The 17,485-nt window shown below is 57.0% G+C and carries 13 protein-coding genes and 1 pseudogene; 10 read left to right on the top strand and 4 right to left on the bottom strand.

Annotated elements, in window-relative coordinates; genetic code table 11:
• Complete coding sequence (locus tag SIB46_RS02740; RefSeq protein ID WP_413297024.1) at positions 1-627, top strand: DJ-1/PfpI family protein; 627 nt, start codon at positions 1-3, stop codon at positions 625-627.
• Between the two features lie 51 nt (positions 628-678).
• The gene (locus SIB46_RS02745) at positions 679-837 is read left to right on the top strand and encodes a hypothetical protein (RefSeq protein ID WP_413297025.1); all 159 of its coding nucleotides are present in this window, start codon (positions 679-681) and stop codon (positions 835-837) included.
• A 4-nt stretch (positions 838-841) separates the two neighbouring features.
• On the opposite strand, the gene SIB46_RS02750 is transcribed toward SIB46_RS02745, so the two are convergent.
• On the bottom strand, positions 842-1,099 hold the full coding sequence (locus SIB46_RS02750; RefSeq protein WP_413297026.1) for a hypothetical protein: 258 nt from the start codon (positions 1,097-1,099) through the stop codon (positions 842-844).
• Between the two features lie 106 nt (positions 1,100-1,205).
• Here SIB46_RS02750 and SIB46_RS02755 point away from each other — a divergent pair, with 106 nt between their 5' ends.
• Positions 1,206-2,465: a cytochrome P450 gene (locus tag SIB46_RS02755; RefSeq protein ID WP_413297027.1), complete on the top strand. Its 1,260-nt coding sequence runs from the start codon at positions 1,206-1,208 to the stop codon at positions 2,463-2,465.
• 4 nt (positions 2,466-2,469) lie between these two features.
• Positions 2,470-2,709: a TIGR03643 family protein gene (locus SIB46_RS02760; RefSeq protein ID WP_413297028.1), complete on the top strand. Its 240-nt coding sequence runs from the start codon at positions 2,470-2,472 to the stop codon at positions 2,707-2,709.
• Positions 2,710-2,725: 16 nt separating this feature from the next.
• Here SIB46_RS02760 and SIB46_RS02765 read toward each other — a convergent pair whose 3' ends face one another.
• Entirely contained in the window at positions 2,726-2,950 is a 225-nt protein-coding gene (locus SIB46_RS02765; RefSeq protein ID WP_043737994.1) for a hypothetical protein, read from the bottom strand.
• 77 nt (positions 2,951-3,027) lie between these two features.
• On the opposite strand from SIB46_RS02765, the gene SIB46_RS02770 reads away from it, so the two are divergent.
• From SIB46_RS02770 to SIB46_RS02790, 5 genes are all read left to right on the top strand, one after another.
• Positions 3,028-3,243 (top strand): Nif11-like leader peptide family natural product precursor, encoded by a 216-nt coding sequence (locus SIB46_RS02770; RefSeq protein ID WP_011935520.1) that lies wholly within the window; start codon positions 3,028-3,030, stop codon positions 3,241-3,243.
• A gap of 235 nt (positions 3,244-3,478) precedes the next feature.
• Positions 3,479-6,841, top strand: coding sequence for a type I restriction-modification system endonuclease (gene hsdR, locus SIB46_RS02775; RefSeq protein ID WP_413297029.1), 3,363 nt, complete (start codon positions 3,479-3,481; stop codon positions 6,839-6,841).
• A gap of 31 nt (positions 6,842-6,872) precedes the next feature.
• A complete protein-coding gene (locus tag SIB46_RS02780) occupies positions 6,873-8,318 on the top strand; it encodes an N-6 DNA methylase (protein WP_413297030.1) in 1,446 nt (481 codons plus the stop codon).
• A 2-nt stretch (positions 8,319-8,320) separates the two neighbouring features.
• Entirely contained in the window at positions 8,321-9,733 is a 1,413-nt protein-coding gene (locus SIB46_RS02785) for a restriction endonuclease subunit S (RefSeq protein WP_413297031.1), read from the top strand.
• Positions 9,730-10,674 carry a restriction endonuclease gene (locus tag SIB46_RS02790; protein ID WP_413297032.1) on the top strand — a complete coding sequence of 315 codons (945 nt, stop codon included), beginning with the start codon at positions 9,730-9,732 and terminating at the stop codon, positions 10,672-10,674. Before SIB46_RS02785 ends, SIB46_RS02790 begins: the two co-directional genes overlap by 4 nt.
• A 25-nt stretch (positions 10,675-10,699) precedes the next feature.
• Here SIB46_RS02790 and SIB46_RS02795 read toward each other — a convergent pair whose 3' ends face one another.
• Together SIB46_RS02795 and SIB46_RS02800 are read right to left on the bottom strand one after the other, a co-directional pair.
• The gene (locus SIB46_RS02795) at positions 10,700-15,640 is read right to left on the bottom strand and encodes an AAA domain-containing protein (RefSeq protein WP_413297692.1); all 4,941 of its coding nucleotides are present in this window, start codon (positions 15,638-15,640) and stop codon (positions 10,700-10,702) included.
• Between the two features lie 228 nt (positions 15,641-15,868).
• Positions 15,869-16,684: pseudogene (locus SIB46_RS02800) on the bottom strand (DUF4011 domain-containing protein); the annotation flags it as partial.
• 389 nt (positions 16,685-17,073) lie between these two features.
• On the opposite strand from SIB46_RS02800, the gene SIB46_RS02805 reads away from it, so the two are divergent.
• A complete protein-coding gene (locus tag SIB46_RS02805; protein WP_413297033.1) occupies positions 17,074-17,412 on the top strand; it encodes a hypothetical protein in 339 nt (112 codons plus the stop codon).
• Positions 17,413-17,485 lie beyond the last annotated feature (73 nt).

Raw genomic sequence — 17,485 nt, forward strand, 5'->3', positions numbered from 1 at the left:
ATGGCAAGCAAACGAACCCTTGGCGTGGTGCTGTTCGAGGGCTTTGAACTGCTCGATGTGTTTGGGCCGCTGGAGATGTTTGGCCTGGCGGCCGATCACTTTGAGATCCGCTTGATCGCCGAAAACGGCGGGGTGGTGGCAAGCCGCCAAGGCCCCAAAAGCGTCTGCGACGATTCCTTCCAATCGGCTCCGGCCATCGATGTGCTGCTGGTGCCAGGCGGCATCGGCACCAGGAGAGAGGTGAACAACCCGGTGCTGCTCAATTGGCTCAAAGAGCGCTCTCAGCAGGCTGAACTGGTGGCTTCGGTGTGCACCGGCAGCGCCCTGCTGGCCAAAGCGGGCGTGCTCGATGGCCTGCGCGCTACCAGCAACAAACTGGCCTTTACCTGGGCGAGCTCCCAAAGTGAGAAGGTGCAGTGGCAACAGCAAGCGCGCTGGGTGGAAGACGGCAAGGTGTTCAGCTCATCAGGCGTGTCTGCTGGGATCGACATGGCCCTGGCTGTGATCGCCAAGCTGGTCAGCCAGCAGGCTGCGGAAGAAGCCGCCAACTTCGCGGAATACACATGGCAGCGCAATGCCAACTGCGACCCCTTTGCCTCAGTTGTAGGTGTGTCTGAATCTGCCTAAGCGTTGGCACCAGGGGTGATCACAGCAGACTGCCCGGGCTGCCATCAATCCGTGCAGACCTGGTTTTCAGCCACGCTTTGCCTGAGCTTGGGCTTTTACGCCTTCATCGTCTACGACCAGGTTGTCTTGCCGAACCGCGGCATCGACAACCGGTCGTTTCCACTGCCGCAGCTGTGGCAACACGAAGCGGTTAGCGCCCCAAGGCTGTGATCGCTTAGTCCGAATCCTGCTTGGCTTTGCCGCCGCACTTGTGGCGCGGCTCATAGCCCTGGGTTTCAGCCAAATGGCGCAGATAGACGATCTGATGGCGGTCGGCCAAACCCACCGCAGCGATCAACCCCAGCGGACCAAAGACCAAACCTGCCCAGAACCAGTTCTTGCTGCTGCGGGCCTTCTGCCCGGCGATGGTTTTGCTGAAAAAGGCACTGGCAACGTGCGCCACCACAACCATCACCAGCAACTTCAATTCCATGGGCTTGCCCATCTCCATCAAGACAGCTAGCCAGCCTGGGCTCAGGTGTCAGCGTCAGCAGGGCGGGCGGAATCGATAACTTGATCGCTTGCGCGCCCTTGGGTCCATGCCTGCCAAGCCTCTGCCCAACACCGGTGCGGTGAGCGGCCTGAAGGAAACCCTCGATTTCTTTGGCGATCCGGGCTTTGCCCAGCGGCGCTTTGACACCTATGGCGATGTCTTCGCCACCAAGCTGCTGGCCCAGCCGATCGTGTTCATCCGCGGTGAGCGGGCGATCAATGATCTGTTCAGCCAAAGCGAATCGCTAGAGGGCTGGTGGCCAGAGAGCGTGAAAAAACTGCTGGGCAGCCGCTCCTTGGCCAACCGCAGCGGAGCCGGCCATAAAGCGCGCCGGCGTGTGGTGGGCCAGCTGTTCTCCAGCGCAGCGCTGGCCCGCTACACCCCATCGATCATTGGCCTCGTCGATGAGCTCGCTAATGAGCTGATCGCTGCCGATGGCCCGGTGCCCTTGGCCGGGCGGATGCGGCGCTTTGCCTTTGCCGTGATCGCCACCACGGTGCTGGGGCTCGATAGCGAAAGCAGGGAAGCTCTGTTTGCTGATTTTGAGATCTGGACCAAAGCCCTGTTCTCAATTCCACTGGCGATTCCAGGCACCCCCTTCGCTAAAGCCATGGGCGCACGCCAAAGGCTGCTGAACCGCATCAAGGACGTGCTCCAAGAAGGCAGCAACCAGGGCGGCCTGGATCTGATCAGTGGCGGCCTCGATGAAGCCGGCATCCCCCTCGATGACGACGATCTGGCAGAACAACTGCTGCTGCTGCTGTTTGCCGGCTACGAAACCACCGCCTCATCCCTGAGCTGCCTGTTCCGCGCCCTATTGCTGCATCCCGAGGTGATGGAGTGGCTGCAAAGCGATGTGATGGCCTCGCCGTGGCCAGCGGCCACATCACCGCAATCCAAAAAACTCGATGCCACGGTGCTGGAGGTGATGCGGCAAACACCGCCGGTAGGCGGCTTCTTTCGCCGCAGCAAGCAAGCCATTGAGCTGGCGGATGTGGCGGTGCCGGAAAACAGCGTGATCCAGGTGGCGCTGACGCCAACCGCTGCCACCAGCGGCACGGATTTGAGCGAATTCCGCCCGCAGCGCCATCTCGATGGCTCGTTTGAGCAAACCCTGCTGCCCTTTGGCGGCGGCGAGCGGGTGTGCCTCGGCAAAGCGCTGGCCGAACTGGAGATCCGGCTGATGGCGGTGGGCCTGCTTCAAAAGATGCAGCTGCAGCTGGTGCCGGATCAGGATTTAGCGCTGCAGCTGGTACCCAGCCCCACACCGCGCAGCGGGCTGATGGTTACTGCAACAGCGCGCTAGAGCCATGCGCAACTTTGAACCTGAGGAGCTTGATCGCATCATCGAGATGGCCTGGGAAGACCGCACAACCTTTGAAGCGATCGACTACCAGTTCGGGCTCTCGGAGCAAGAGGTGATCGAGCTGATGCGCCAAGAGATGAAAGCCTCCTCGTTTCGGATGTGGCGCAAGCGGGTGAGCGGGCGCAAGACCAAACACGGCGCCACCAACCCATCGAATCGCTTTCGCGCCAAGTGCCATAAGTGAGCTCAGGAGCCGCGATTCAGGCGAGCCACTGATCGGCATCCATGATCTTTTTGATCAACAGGCCCAAGCGCTTGAACTCAGCGAAGTTCACGTCTTTCACGGCCTGATCGAGGCCGCAATCAACCCATTCCTCACCGCGTTTTTCGTAGATGGTGAAGTCCTGCTCAAGGGTCTCGCGGCGGATGCAATAGGTGATGCCGTCGTCGTGGAGGAACTCAGCGGATTGCAGCTGCAGACCCATCGAAGCGCCTTTGATCAATGGGCTGATGCTGGCGCACCGCAGCCATCAGCGATGATCCCCCCACTGCCGAGCACCCTGTGGCCCTCGATCAACTCAAGGCATTCCTGCGCAAGATGCAACAGGAGGAGAGCCTCAAGCAGCAGGTGCTGGCCGCCTCCACCGCTGATGACGTGGCCCGCATCGCCTTTGGCCTGGGCTTTGAGTTTTCAGGTGATGAGCTACTGCGGTTCTCTGGCCAAAAGGTGGGCCGGGTGACCGTTTCGAAGCAGGAGCACCCAGGGGAATATCACTGAACCAAGTGCTTTAAAGGCTTCTCAGCCAGTCCAAAGACAATTCACCTAATTGGGGGATGACTCGGCCCAGTAGCTGGGAGAACCTGGAAAGGCGAGCGAAAAGCCTTTTCAAGGTCAATGACTAGAAGGGGGAGAACAACCAATGGCTTCTGTTGGTTGAACAGCCAGCAGAGCAACCCCGCTCACGCTCTTACGGACGGCATCAACGCTTTGGAGCTGGGTTAGCGAGAGATCCATGCAAAGCAACTTCACCCACATCGCAGTCCACGACAAAGAGCTCTTCAGGCTCAGCAGCAACGCTGAGCGGTATTTCCCTGACGACCCCAATACATCCCTGATCAAGCTGCGTCAGTTCGGCGAGCTGCTGGCGCAACAGGTTGCCTCTCGTTTTGGGCTCTACACCTCAGCAGAAGAAACGCAGCTGGAATTGCTTCGCCGGTTGGAAAGTAATGGCGACCTTGAACGGGAAGTTGCCTCTCTGTTCCACAACCTGCGGCAAGCCGGTAATGCCGCAACTCACAGCCTCAGGGGAGACCACAGCACGGCTCTCAACAACCTGAAGATCGCTTGGCAACTGAGTCTTTGGTTTCATCGCTCGTTTGGAGAGCCCGAATACCGCAGCGGACCTTTCCAGCCACCGCAACCTCCTGAGCTCCAGAGATCAGACGACGACGACCTCCGCAAAGCGCTCGAAGCTCTCAAGCTCAACTACGACCAGGCCCAAGCAAAAGAGAGCGCCCTTACCCAAACTCTCAACGCGCAAGCCAGGCAGCTGAGTGAGTCGCTGAACCTCCAGAAAGAGTGGGAAAACCTGGCTGAAGAGAGTGAAGCCGAGAAAGCTCGGTTGGTGGAAAAGCTTCAAGCCCTCCAGGCTGAAGCAAGCCAGCAAGCTGCAACAACAAAAAGCGATCTCAAACGGGCAGCGAAGAAGGCCAGCGGCTTAATTCAGCTCGATGAACCTGCCACCCGAAAGCTCATCGATGCGCAACTACGGGATGCGGGTTGGGAGTGCGACACCAAAGAGTTGAGATTCAGCAAAGGAGCTAGGCCAGAGGCTCATCGGAACAAGGCAATTGCCGAATGGCCAACTGAAAGCGGGCCTGCCGACTACGTGCTGTTTTTGGGGCTAACCCCAATTGCCGCTGTTGAGGCCAAGCGAGCCAACAAAGATGTGGCAGGGGTGCTCCCGCAAGCCGAGCGCTACTGCGAGACCTATGTGCCCGATGACCAAGGCATCGCGGCAGCCACCGGCGACATGGGCGGTCCATTTCCAATCCCCTTTGCCTTCTCCTCCAATGGGCGCCCCTATCTGCCGCAGTTAAAAACCAAAAGCGGCATCTGGTTTCGCGATACCCGCAAAGACACCAACCTCTCTCGGCCTCTTGATGGCTGGTACACCCCAGAAGGCCTCAAACAACTGGCCCGCCAAGACAGCCAGCAAGCCCATGCGCAGCTGAAACGGGAAACCTTCAACTACGGCTTCCCACTGCGCCCCTACCAACGCCAAGCGATTGAGAGCACGGAAGCCGCAATCGAAGCCGGCAAGCAGCAAGTGCTCTTGGCCATGGCGACGGGCACTGGCAAAACCAAAACCTGCATTGCCCTGATCTACCGCTTGCTCAAAACCAATCGCTTCAGGCGGGTGTTGTTCTTGGTGGATCGCTCTGAGCTGGGCAAGCAGGCTGCCGATGCGTTCAAAGAAACGCGCATGGAAAGCCTGCAGCACTTCGCCGACATCTACGGCATCAAGGAGCTGGGCGAGAAAGAGGTTGAAAGCGATACGCGCGTCCACATCGCCACGGTGCAAGCGATGGTGCAGCGGTTGATGCTGGGCAACGATGATGAGAAGCCCAGCGTCGACACCTATGACCTGATCGTGGTCGACGAGTGCCATCGCGGTTACCTGCTGGACCGGGAACTCAGTGAGCGGGAGCTGGGCTTCCGCGATTTCAACGATTACGTCTCCAAGTACCGCCGCGTCATCGAGTACTTCGATGCGGTGAAAGTGGGTCTTACAGCAACCCCAGCCCTGCACACCAAAGAAATCTTTGGGTATCCAATTTTTGTTTACAGCTACCGCGAGGCTGTGGTCGATGGGTTCCTGGTTGACCACGAACCACCGACCCTGATCAAAACCGTCCTCTCCAGCGACGGGATCCATTTCGCTGCTGGCGATGAGGTGAAAGTGTTTGATCCCAGCTCCGCAGGGGTGGATCGCTTCAACACCCCTGATGCCCTCGACTTCGAGGTGGAGAGCTTCAACCGCAAGGTGATCACCGAGCCTTTCAACCGTGCCGTCTGCCAGTTCTTGGCCACGGAATTGGATCCTCAGTCACCGCAGAAAACCCTCATCTTTTGTGCCAACAATGACCATGCCGACTTGGTAGTGACGCTCCTCAAAGAAGCCCTTGAGGAGCAGTACGGCAGCATCGCGAACGATGCGGTCATGAAGATCACCGGCAAAAGTGACAGGCCTGACAAGCTGATCCGCCGTTACAGAAACGAAGCCTTCCCCAACATCGCCGTCACGGTCGATCTGCTGAGCACAGGCGTTGATGTCCCAGCGATCTGCAACATCGTGTTCCTGCGGCGGATGAACAGCCGAATCCTCTACGACCAAATGCGAGGCCGAGCCACACGGCTGTGCGAGGCGATCAACAAAACCCACTTCCGCATTTTTGATGCCGTGGGCATCTACGAAGCCCTCAAGGACTTCAGCGACATGAAGCCGGTGGTGGCAGACCCAAAAATCAGCATTAGCCAGCTGCTGGAGGAGTTCAGCCAAGAGCAGGAACCCAGCACCTTGGAGCTGATCCGCGATCAGTTGGTCGCCAAGGTTCGACGCAAGGTCCGCAGCCTCAGCGATGAGCAAAGCGATCAGGTACAGCAAGTGACAGGGGAGCAGCCACTGGATTTCGTGGGGCGGCTGCTGTCGTTGCCTGTGGAAGAGGCCAGCCGTTGGGTGCATCGCATGCCACGCCTGGCTGAAGTGCTGGATGCACCCACGGGCCATGGCGGCACACCCCAGGTGATCTCCGACCATCCCGATCAATTGCGGTCCACGGAGCACGGCTACGGCAAGGGCCAAAAACCAGAGGACTACCTCGAAGCCTTCACGGCGTTCATCAAGCAGGGCGGCAACGAACTTCCAGCCCTCAACCTGGTGCTGCAAAAACCCTGGGGACTCACCCGCGCCGACTTGAAGAGCCTGCGGATTGCCCTCGATGCCGAGGGTTACAACGAAGCCAGCCTGCGCACGGCCTGGCGGGACACCACCAACCAAGAGCTGGTGGCGTCGATCATGGGGCACATCCGCCGAGCAGCCTTTGGGGACGCGCTTGTCCCGTATGCAGAGCGGGTGGACAAGGCGTTGCAACGCATCCTGGCCTCACGCAGCTGGACAGGGCCGCAAAGGGAATGGCTGCAAAGGATCGCCAGCCAGACCAAATCGATCACCATCGTGGATCGAGCGGCCATCGACGATCAGGGCTTGGTGTTTCGAAAAGAAGGGGGCGGCTGGCCTCGCCTCAACAAGATGTTCAATGAGGAACTTGGCGAGGTGCTGGAGCTGTTCCAGCGCGAGGTCTGGGCGGCCTAAACCGATCTGAAGGAGAGATGAGCAAGCATCCATGAGCGGCCAATCCACCACTGACATCGTTTCCAAGCTGTGGAACCTCTGCAACGTCCTGAAGGACGACGGGGTGACCTATCACCAGTACGTCTCCGAGCTGACGTATCTGCTGTTTTTGAAGATGGCCAAGGAAACCGGTACGGAGGCCGGAAAGATTCCTGAAGAGTGGCGTTGGGATGAGCTGGAGCGGCTCAGGGGCCTCAAGCAACTGGAGCACTACAAGCTGCTGCTGCTGGAACTGGGCAGCTCAGAAAGCGGGGCGTCCACGTTGGTTCAAGAGATCTATGCCAACGCCAACTCGTTCGTGAAAAAGCCCGTCACGCTCAACAAGCTGGTGGAGGAAATCGACAAGCTCGATTGGTACAGCGCCAAAGAGGAGGGGTTGGGTGACCTCTATGAGGGCCTGCTGCAAAAGAACGCGGAAGAGAAAAAGTCAGGAGCAGGGCAGTACTTCACCCCACGGCCACTGATCGATTCGATGGTGGCTGTGATGCAGCCCCAATTGGGAGATGTGATCCAAGATCCCGCTGCAGGCACCGGTGGTTTTTTGATTGCTGCGCGCAGCTGGATTGCCAATCACCAAGACATCTTTTCCCTGACTGAAACCGAACAACAACGCTTCTACCGGCGCACCTTTTACGGAATGGAGCACGTGCAAGACACGCACCGGTTGGCGTTGATGAATCTGATGCTGCATGGCCTGGATTCCGCCAGCGGCGAAGGGGGAATCCGCTATGGCGACACGATGAGCAGCGATGGCGAAGGCTTGCCCAGGGCCAGCTTGATGCTGACCAATCCACCTTTTGGAACGAAAAAAGGCGGAGGGCTGCCCAGCCGAACTGACTTCACCTTCCCCACTGCCAACAAGCAGTTCTGCTTTTTGCAGCACATTTACCGGGGACTGCAACCAGGCGGCCGAGCTGCTGTGGTGCTGCCCGACAACGTCTTGTTTGAAGGCAACGTGGGCCGCCAGATCAGGGAAGACCTGACGGCCAAGTGCGATCTGCACACGATCCTGCGGCTGCCCACCGGCATCTTTTATGCGCAAGGCGTAAAGACCAACGTGCTGTTCTTCACCCGAGGACAACACGATCAAGGCAACACCGATCAGGTGTGGGTCTATGACCTGCGCGCCAACATGCCGAAGTTCGGCAAACGCACCCCACTCACTCGCGAACATTTCAGCGAGTTTGAAGTGGCCTACGGCTCTGACCCCTACGGCAAAGCCGAACGCACAGCAACTGGCCCTGATGGCCGTTGGCAATGCTTCAGCCGCGACGAAATCGCTGCCCGCGACTTCAGCTTGGATCTGGCTTGGCTACGGGATGACTCAGCAGATGATGCGGAGGATCTGCCAGAGCCTGAAGTTCTCGCTCAGGAGGCGATAGATGAACTTGAAGAGGCAATGAACGGCCTAAGAGAAATCTTGGCGGAGATCAGTTAAAAATGAACGATGCCATAGCACCAGAGAATAAATTTCAACCAGAACATTGGAGCGAAGCTCTACTTGGAGATATCGCAAAAGGCATCAAAGCAGGAAAGAGCTTTCGATGCATAGAAAGACCACCCACGACGGGAGAGAAAGGTATTGTAAAAATCAGCGCAGTTACATGGGGAAGGTTCCAAGACGAAGAGAGCAAGACCGTTACGGAGCCTGAACGGCTCGATCCAAGCTCCCTAATCCAAGAGAATGACCTTTTAATATCAAGAGCGAATACGATCGAACTTGTTGGAGCAAGCGTACTCGCAACGAAAACCAAGAAAGAGCTCTACCTCAGCGACAAAGTCTTAAGGATTGAGATAGAAGATAATCTAAAGAAATGGGTGCACTACTTTTTAAGCTCACCAACCGCAAGAACTTACATATCAGAAAGCTCGACCGGCAACCAACTTTCAATGAGGAATATTTCCCAAAAAGCCCTACTTGCCCTAAAAATCCCATTCCCACCACTCAACGAGCAACGCCGCATTGCCGACAAGCTCGATATCACTCTTGCTGACATTGAAGCCTGCAAGCAAAAGCTCAACAACGCCGCCGAAACGATCCAGCGATTCCGCCAATCTGTTCTGGCAGCAGCTGTTTCTGGTGAGCTGACCCGAGAGTGGAGGGAAGAGAGGGGGATTACGACGGAATGGGAAATTCAACCAATCGAAAACGTCGCAGACGCCAGACTTGGAAAGATGCTCGACAAGAGCAAGAACACAGGACCAGAAAGAAAATATATTGGCAACATAAATGTTAGATGGTTTGAGTTCGATCTTTCAAACCTAGCAACAATAAGAGTCTCAGACGAAGAATTCCAAAAACTAAGTCTTCAGCCAGGAGATTTACTTGTTTGCGAAGGAGGCGAACCAGGCAGATGCGCTGTCTGGGAGAAAGAGACCACCCCAATTACTTACCAAAAAGCTCTACACAGAATCAGACCCAAACCTAATATAGATTCTCATTTTTTATCTTTCTGCTTTAAGAATGCCGCCGAGGACGGCTCACTTCAGAAGCTTTTCACTGGCTCGACAATCAAGCACCTTACCGGCAAAAGCCTAAGCAAATTCCTGGTTCCTGTCCCAAGCAAACAAGAGCAAGAGCTAGTGATCAGCAAAACACTTGCTCTACTTGAGGTTGCATCAACCATTGAAAGCAAGATCCTCCAAACACAAAGTGTGTTAACCCGGCTTACATCAGCAATTCTTTCAAAAGCCTTCCGCGGCGAACTTGTCCCTCAAGATCCCAACGACGAGCCTGCCTCGGTTTTGCTGGAACGCATCAAAGCCCAACGTGAAGCCGAAGCAGAAGCAAAGAAACCAGCCAAAAGGGACAGGAAGAAGAAGGCTGATACAGCTTTGGAGGTGAAGCCATGAGCGAGCACAGCGCTTTGGTCAAAATCCCCAAGTGGCATCAATTCATGCTTCCTCTCCTCGAGGTATTGCAAGAGCGAGGCGAACTGGCAAGGAATGACGCCATCGAAGCTGTCGTACAAAAGGTCGGCCTAACGGACGAACAGATGGCCGTTAGCCAGGAGAGCAATGGCAAAAGCATTGCTCGAGGCAGGATTGGCTGGGCTTCTTCTTACCTCCGGACAGCTGGTGCTCTGAGCGGTCCGAAGCGTGGCTATTTCGCTCTTGGCCCAAATGCTCCCGCGCTCTTAGCGCTCGGCCGACCGATCAAACGTGCAGACCTAACTGGATTTAAGGAATGGCAAGAACATCAGGCTGCCAAACAGGCCAAGAGTCAATCGACACCTGACAGCACGAGCGACATCAACACAGAAGACAGCACTCCGGAAGATCTGATCGAAGCAGGCGTCAAGCAGATCAAGGAGCAATTGGTCTCTGACCTACTGGATCAGATGAAAGAGATGGATCCTCACGACTTTGAGGGCTTGGTCTTAGACGTGCTTGCAGCCATGGGCTATGGCGGTGGTTCCAGACAAGCCATGCAAGGGGTGCCGCGCGGACCTGACGGTGGCATCGACGGCAAGATCAACGAGGACAAGCTCGGCCTGGATCAGATTTATATGCAGGCGAAGCGCTATTCGGAGAACTCTGTCTCCAGCGAGAAAGTTCAAGCCTTCGTTGGAGCGATGACCTCAGGCGGTTGCCGGAAGGGAGTCTTCGTCACCACCAGCAAGTTCACAGCTGATGCCATGCGCTTCGCCAACAGCATTCGCGATCCTCGCCTAGTGCTTGTCGATGGAGACAAGCTCGCCAACTTGATGATTCAGCACGGGGTTGGCATCCAAACCAAAGAGGTGATCAAGATCTCCAAAATTGACCTCGACTTCTTTGGTGGTGGGGATTAAAGGGAGGGGGCCAATAGCTTCCTGCCTATCTGTGCGAGAGAAGTGTCTCAAGGTGCTTGATCAACTTTTGAGTCTCTGACTCAGCATTCTCAAACCAATCTGTGGACCAGATCCGATAGATCTCCCAGCCCAGGCCTTCGAGAACTGACTGGCGGTACTTATCGCGATCGCGCGCAGCACGAGCTGAGTGATAGGTGGCGCCATCACACTCGACACCGAGTAAATACGTCTCCGGCTTATCAGGGTGTCGGATCGCCAGATCAATGAAGTAGTTCGCCACGCCCACTTGGCAGTCCACCTCAAAGCCATGGCGCTGGATGGCTTCTGCCACCACTACTTCAAAGGGGCTGTCGGGTTCTCGGCCCGACGGACGCCCTGTCTCAAGTGATTGGCTCTCGACGAATTTCAGGTAGTTGCGGAAGGCATGCACCCCCTGGCTTGAGGTCTCCGTGGGCTGGATTCGATTGGACTCGATCGAGGTCACCAACTCAATCGCTCGCTTGGCGCGAGAAAAGAGGACGTTCAAACGGCGATGGCCGCCCTGCATGTTCACCGGGCCAAAGCGCATCGCAACTGGTCCACCCGGCTCCGACGGCCCATAGGTGTAGGAGATCACGATGGTGTCCCTCTCATCCCCCTGCACCTTCTCCAGTGACTTCACGAAGAGTTCTTCGCTGGTGTCCTTGAGCTCCATTCGCCGGCGCAATTCCTCGTGATGTAGCGAGAGCATCTCCAGCTGCTCGTCGATCTCGGAAGCCTGGGCTTCGTTCATGGCGACGACACCAAGGCTGCGATTTGGATGCAGCTCGAGTTGCTCGAGAACCACATCGCACACCACCTTCACCTCTGGCAGGTTCACGCCCTTTGCATATCGGGCATCACTCACCAGGTGTCTGTGAATGGCAAAGTCCCGATCGCAGGATGGGAACACCACCAGTTCGTTGTTGTAGAAGTACTTGTTCGAGAAGGCGATCAAGCTGCCGTGCCTTGAGCGGTAGTGCCATTTGAGGCGGCGCACCGGATTGAAGGTTTTGGTGCAGAGATCAAGGATGGACTCCTCGTCCAACAGTTCGGTATCCACTTCAACCTCGGCCTCCTCTTCATCCGCCGACGCTGTGCGCTGGAAGAACGACGTAGGCGGTAACTGCTTTGGATCTCCAACCACCACGCACTGACGGGCACGGCTGATCAAGCCAAAGGCTCGCTCCGGTGGCATCTGAGAGGCCTCATCCACAATCACCAGATCGAATTGCACGATTGCCTCGCGCGGAACAAGTGATGCCAAGGTGCCTGGCGACATCATCCAGCAGGGCTTGAGACCGCGGAGCGATTCACCTGCCGATTGGAAGAGATGGCGCAGTGGGCGATGGCGTTTTTGCTTGCGGCATTCGTTGAAGATCAGCGCCATTTCAGTGAAGTCACCGCGTAACCCCTTGCTCACCCCGAGCGGTAAAGACTCCGGATCACGGTGGATTGCGGCGATCACCTCAGCACGATCAAGGGCCCGGAGTTCCTCTTCTGTCCGTTGAAAACGCTCTCGACGGGCCACTTGCTCCCGGCTCCTGAGCTGACGTAATTCCGGGATGGCCTTCCCCATTTGCTTGAGCTGGCTGCGAACCAACACCCAGCGATAAACCTGGCTCCAGTGGGCACTCTCAATGGGTGAAACCAGAAGACGATCGGCGAGTTCCCGCGTTCCATCCGAAGGGAGCTGATCTAACGCCTGATGCCGTTGCACCCAAATGGGGTAGAGCTCGCGTCGGTTGGCGACGGCGTCGAGCCATTGCTGCAACAAGGCGGTATCGAGCGCCTCAATTCGCTCGCTGCTGCCATCGCCGATTAAGGCAGCGCGAGGTTGAGCGGTTTCCGAGAAGCGCTCGGATGCTTGCCCTTCCGCCTTCAGGGCTAGGGCCAATTGATTGGATTGCCCGCGCTGCTGCGCAATCAACTCAGCCGCTCCAGGTGCCAGGCAACGCTCGATCAGCGCCTCAGGAAGACTGGCCTGGCGCAATTGGCCAATCCAGGCCATGACCTGCCGGAGTAACGCTGAGGAAGCGCCGGCCACCTCAGGGCCCACCTGTTGCTGGAAGCTTGCCAAGGCTTGGACCGCCTCTTCCCGCCGGCGGTGAGCCAGTGCCAGGTCAATCGGCAGCTGCTGCAAATCAGACAGCGACACCTCAGGTTTAAAGCCCGCATCAAGCCATTGCTGAAGCAGAGATTGGTATCCCTTCGCTGCCCCCTGGATGTCCTGAACTAGGCGGAGCAAAGGGCTCTGCTTCGCATCGGCGGGTAGGGCATCGCTCTGCTCAAGCAGGTCGTTAACCAGAGGAGCCAATTGGTGCTGCAAGGTGAGCAGCGCTTGGGAGAGCGAAGCCTGATCGGCAGCAAGCAACGCATTGGCTTGAGGTCCTAAGCCTGAGCGGACTGTCAGCAAACGGGATTGTTCAGCTGCATCAAGCACGGTCTCCACTTGCTCAACGACAAGTCCTCCGCTCAGCAACAGGTCGAGATCCTGCTGCGGGAAGGCCTCTTGGCGGAGGCTGGTGCTTTGAACGCGCTGAAGCCAATCGACCATCGCCTCACCGTCCGTATGGCCGGCGGCGGTCGCCCAACGGGCCACCGGGGCCGCCTCGACTAAGAGGTGTTGATCCTGGCGGCTGCTGTTCAGCCTGTCTTGGAGGGCTGCCAGCGTGCTGCCTGCGGTTGGCGTGGACCAGACACCATGGCGCGCGAGGGATTCAAGGGTCGCGTGCAGATCCTGCTCGAGAATTGTGAGTGAGTCCTGCAAGTCGCTAGCGGAAGTTTCCCGCAGCCATTGGCTCCAAAACGCGCCGTGGGAAGCCGAAGTCAGGCTTTGCTCGAGCAATTGCAATTGCTCAGCAACCGCAAGGAGGCGTTCTGATGGCAAGTCGACCTTGAAGAGGCGTTGCTGCCAACCGGGTCCATAGCTCTCCTGCAGCTCAAGCACCTTGGCGACGTCTCGCAGTGCCGTGGATCGTTGCTCAGGCACGCTCGCTCCAATCTCCTGAGCCAACTCGAGGGCGCGCCCCTTGGAACCCGAAAGCCTGTTCCGCAACCTCGTCAAGAGCGTCTTGGTTTCAAGCAGGTCAGCGGCTTCTTTCAGTGCACTGGCGCTCAGCCCTGTAGCCACCTGAAGTCCCGCCTCGGCAAGCGCCTGCTCGCGTCTCTTTAACTTCTGCTCTCCGTTGAGTTGCCCGCGCAGCTCCTTGAGGTCAGCGCTCCAAAGGAGGCTCATCCGCAGGGCCAGCGCATCAGCATCCAGCGCGAGCACTAAGCGCAGCAGCCCCGCTAGTGCCAGGAGCTGATCGAGCTGCGCTGCGTCTCGAAGGCTTTGGGGCAGGCAGAGACGCAAGCCTTGATCAGCGCTCTTGAGTAGGCCCTGGGCTTGATCAATCTGCTGGCCCCATTGCTGCTCAGCGTTGGGCTGGCCAAGGACTGCACTGAGTCCGCGATCACAACAGCGCTGCAGTTGATCTTGGGCGAGCTCGAAATTAAGCGGATCTGGTTTTTGGGAAGCGGCGCGATCAAGGTTCAGTTGCGCTCGCAGCTGCTCGAGCGTTTTGTATTCCTCGATGAGAGCGCGAGCTTGCTTGGGCTCGGTCGTCCAGATCGGTTCATACCGCTGCCGCAACAGCCACTCCGGCTGGGCGCCGAGGTGCTCCGCCAAAGGAAGCATGGCCTCAAGGCTTGCTGGACTGAAATCCTGCAGTGGTAGTCCCGTCGTGGAGGCCGCAAGCAAGACCTCCAGGCGATCGGCGGACTGTGCGGCCTGCCTCAGCCGTTGCTTGAGCGCCTCACGCCCCTCCTGCTCAACTGGGATCGCCAGTGAGCCGAGCCGCCACTGACTTAACGCCGCGACAAGGGCCTGGATTGGCTCCGCCTCAGGCAGTGGATCCGGTCGCTGCAAAAAGCGACCAGCCACCACAGCCTCAAGCTCACTTTCCGCCTGGAGAGCATCCAGCAACGTCTGGGCCATCCCAGCGATGCCCGGTGCCCCCAACACAGGCAGAAGGGTCTCGGCTTCAGCCGGCAAGGGATCCGGAAGCCTGGCCACCACAGCAACCGCCTGATTGGAGGCGTCCCTGAGTTGTTCGATCGAGAGCTCCGCTGAGTCAACGAATGGCCCCAAGGCCTCTGTGAGTGTTCTCAGGGAGGACGCCCACTGTTCGGCCTGGTCGAGCAATTGCTCACGGCCTAAGGCATCGGCCGGAAGAACACCGAGAGGCTTAAACACAAGCTCAAGCTGCTCTCGATCCACATCCTTGAGCAGCTGCGCCAGCTCAACCAGCAGTTGTGCATTGCGCTCGATGCACTCCTTGCGGTTGGAGCAGGCCTCTTTGAGCTCCATCTCATAGGCCGAGGGATCAATGGAGGCAGAGCTGAGCTCCGTTCGCAACTGCAGGTCCTGCCAAAGCAGATCGTGCTGACTGAGGTCCTCGTGGCCGTGCGGCTGATTGAGAAGCGCCGCAAAGCTGTTCAGTTCATCTTTGAGTTCACTGAAAACCTCATGCACCCCATCGCGTTTCGGCCGTGAGGGCGTAGCGAGGTCAATACGCTCAGCGAGCTCTTCATACACCTGCCGTTTGTTCGCTTTGTCGGATTCAATCCGCAGGCAATACGGCTTAAGACCAGCGTCGGAGAGACGGCTGTAGACCACGTCGAGAGCAACCTTCTTCTCTGCGACAAAGAGGATGCGTTTGCCCGTGTAGAGGGCGTTCGCAATCATGTTCGTAATGGTCTGACTTTTGCCTGTGCCAGGGGGACCTTCGATCACCATCGATCGCCCGGCCATGACATCAGCAACCGCCGCGAACTGACTGGCATCAGCCTGCGCAATCAAAACAGGAACGCGCCGGGCAATCTCAGGTTGATCGACATGAACGTCCTCGGCGATGACCGCTGTCTCGCCGCTGAGCTCGGAATCACCGCCTTCCGCAGAGAGCAACTGCCGGACCAGGGCCGAACTTTGTAGAGATTCAGGAATCAGGTCTTCGTAGAGCCCCAGGCCACTGAAATTGAATAACGCGAGATTCAGATAGGGATGAACAGCCCATCCATCTAACGCTGCAACCGATTCAGTTACGAGCTTGAGATACGCATCAAGGTCAATATTTTCATCATCAAGAACTGGCAACGGAAGCTCAACGCCAAAGTCACGCTTCAAGCGCTCTTTAAGCGTAATATTAGCCACTGGAGAGTCATCCGAAGTGCCCAGATAAAACGTCCGAGCACCTCCTTTATTAGCCGTCTTTGTTAGCTCAACTGGAAGCAGAATCAGCGGTGCAAAGAACTTTTTATTCTTTTCAGACCACTCCAAACACCCAAAGGACAAATAAAGAATGTTGTTGCCCGTTTCCTCAATAGAACTCTGTGCCTGCTTGCGTATTGATTCAGCCACTCGCTCCAATCTTGTATCCAGAAGCAACGCCTTAATCGGCCCCTGATGAACATTCCGAATCTTCTTCAAAGAGAGTTCGTAAGCGGGATTGATCCCTTGCTTTTTAGCCCAAGCAAAAAGATTCTTTCCAGCTTGGACTTCTTTAGCAGCCTTCCCTAGCTCGTCAAGAATGACTGAGCGCAAACGATCATCCGCTTGCGCCAGAGCCACCCTAGTCGCATCATCATCTCCACCATCAGCAAGAATTTGCTGATACAAAGGATCGTTTGCTCGAGCCTGGTCGAGAGCCAACTCCACCTCATCATCATCTAGCGCTGGCTCGCTCTCCTTAGGCGGCTCAGGCAGACCACTGAGGCTGTATTGGCGGCCGCTTACAAGTCCATCAAGAACTGACTGAAGATTACAACCAACAAATCGAAGAATTCGAGCAGTGCGTTTGCTCTTTAGTGGAAGATTTAGAAGGCTATTGCGCGTTGTTAGGTCGAGAAGCTTATTGCGGAAGCCCTCGAGTGTGGGGATGACATAGGCGGCAGTGCCTGCTGCAGAGACGGGCATACCTGGCTCTATAGGGCGGTCGCTGTAAATGGCCATTTCATTTCTACAACCGCGTGGAGACCATACGGACTGATCGTTTTAGCAAAAACTTTTTTCCTGCCCAAAAAGCCTTAACACTGCTGCGATGGGGGATCAGCCATTCCTGCAACTCAAACCCACCGGAAACATCAGCCCATGAGTGTTGGCAGAAAACCTTGCTCAAAGCAAAGCACGGAAATAATGCGTCGAAGACGCTTGTGATGAACCTCAAAACGGTAGGCATCCCACTCACAAGTGCTGGAATCCAAGCTCTTCGGAAATAGCTGCTAGCGCCTCCCCCAAACGGGTGACTTGCTTCTGAGAGTTCTCTCAGCCGCTCCAGCGCAGGGCTTCAGCTCCCGGCGCCTGCATTGCCCATACCTTGAAGATCAGCCATCAAGGCGCCGGTGGAAGGCGAGATCAGCAACAGCCAACTCAAAGCAGCGCAGATTCCGGATCCTGATGGCAACCTCAGAGGCTGGGTGCACTTCGCGCACAGCTTCAACGGCTATGAATTCGCCGGCTCGCTTGAGGCCTGTGCCGCCATCGCCAACGGCGGCAAGGCAAGCAGCCTCAGTGAGCTGCGCTGCGCACTGTTCTTTGAAGCCAGGCGTGATCGCCATTCAGGCGGCTACACCGATGTGACACCAACCGTGCGGGAACTGCTGCGCCAGATCAAAGCCATGGTTGAGCAGCAAGAACAGTCAGGGAGATCAAAGAAGTCCAGCTCCGCTGAACCGCGCTAGCGATCACCTGCCACACCGGCTCATCACATTCGGCACAAAGGTTGAGCAGATCACAGGCCAGAGTTCTGTCGTT

It is taken from the genome of Synechococcus sp. MIT S9452 (assembly GCF_047304245.1).
Classification (GTDB): domain Bacteria; phylum Cyanobacteriota; class Cyanobacteriia; order PCC-6307; family Cyanobiaceae; genus RCC307.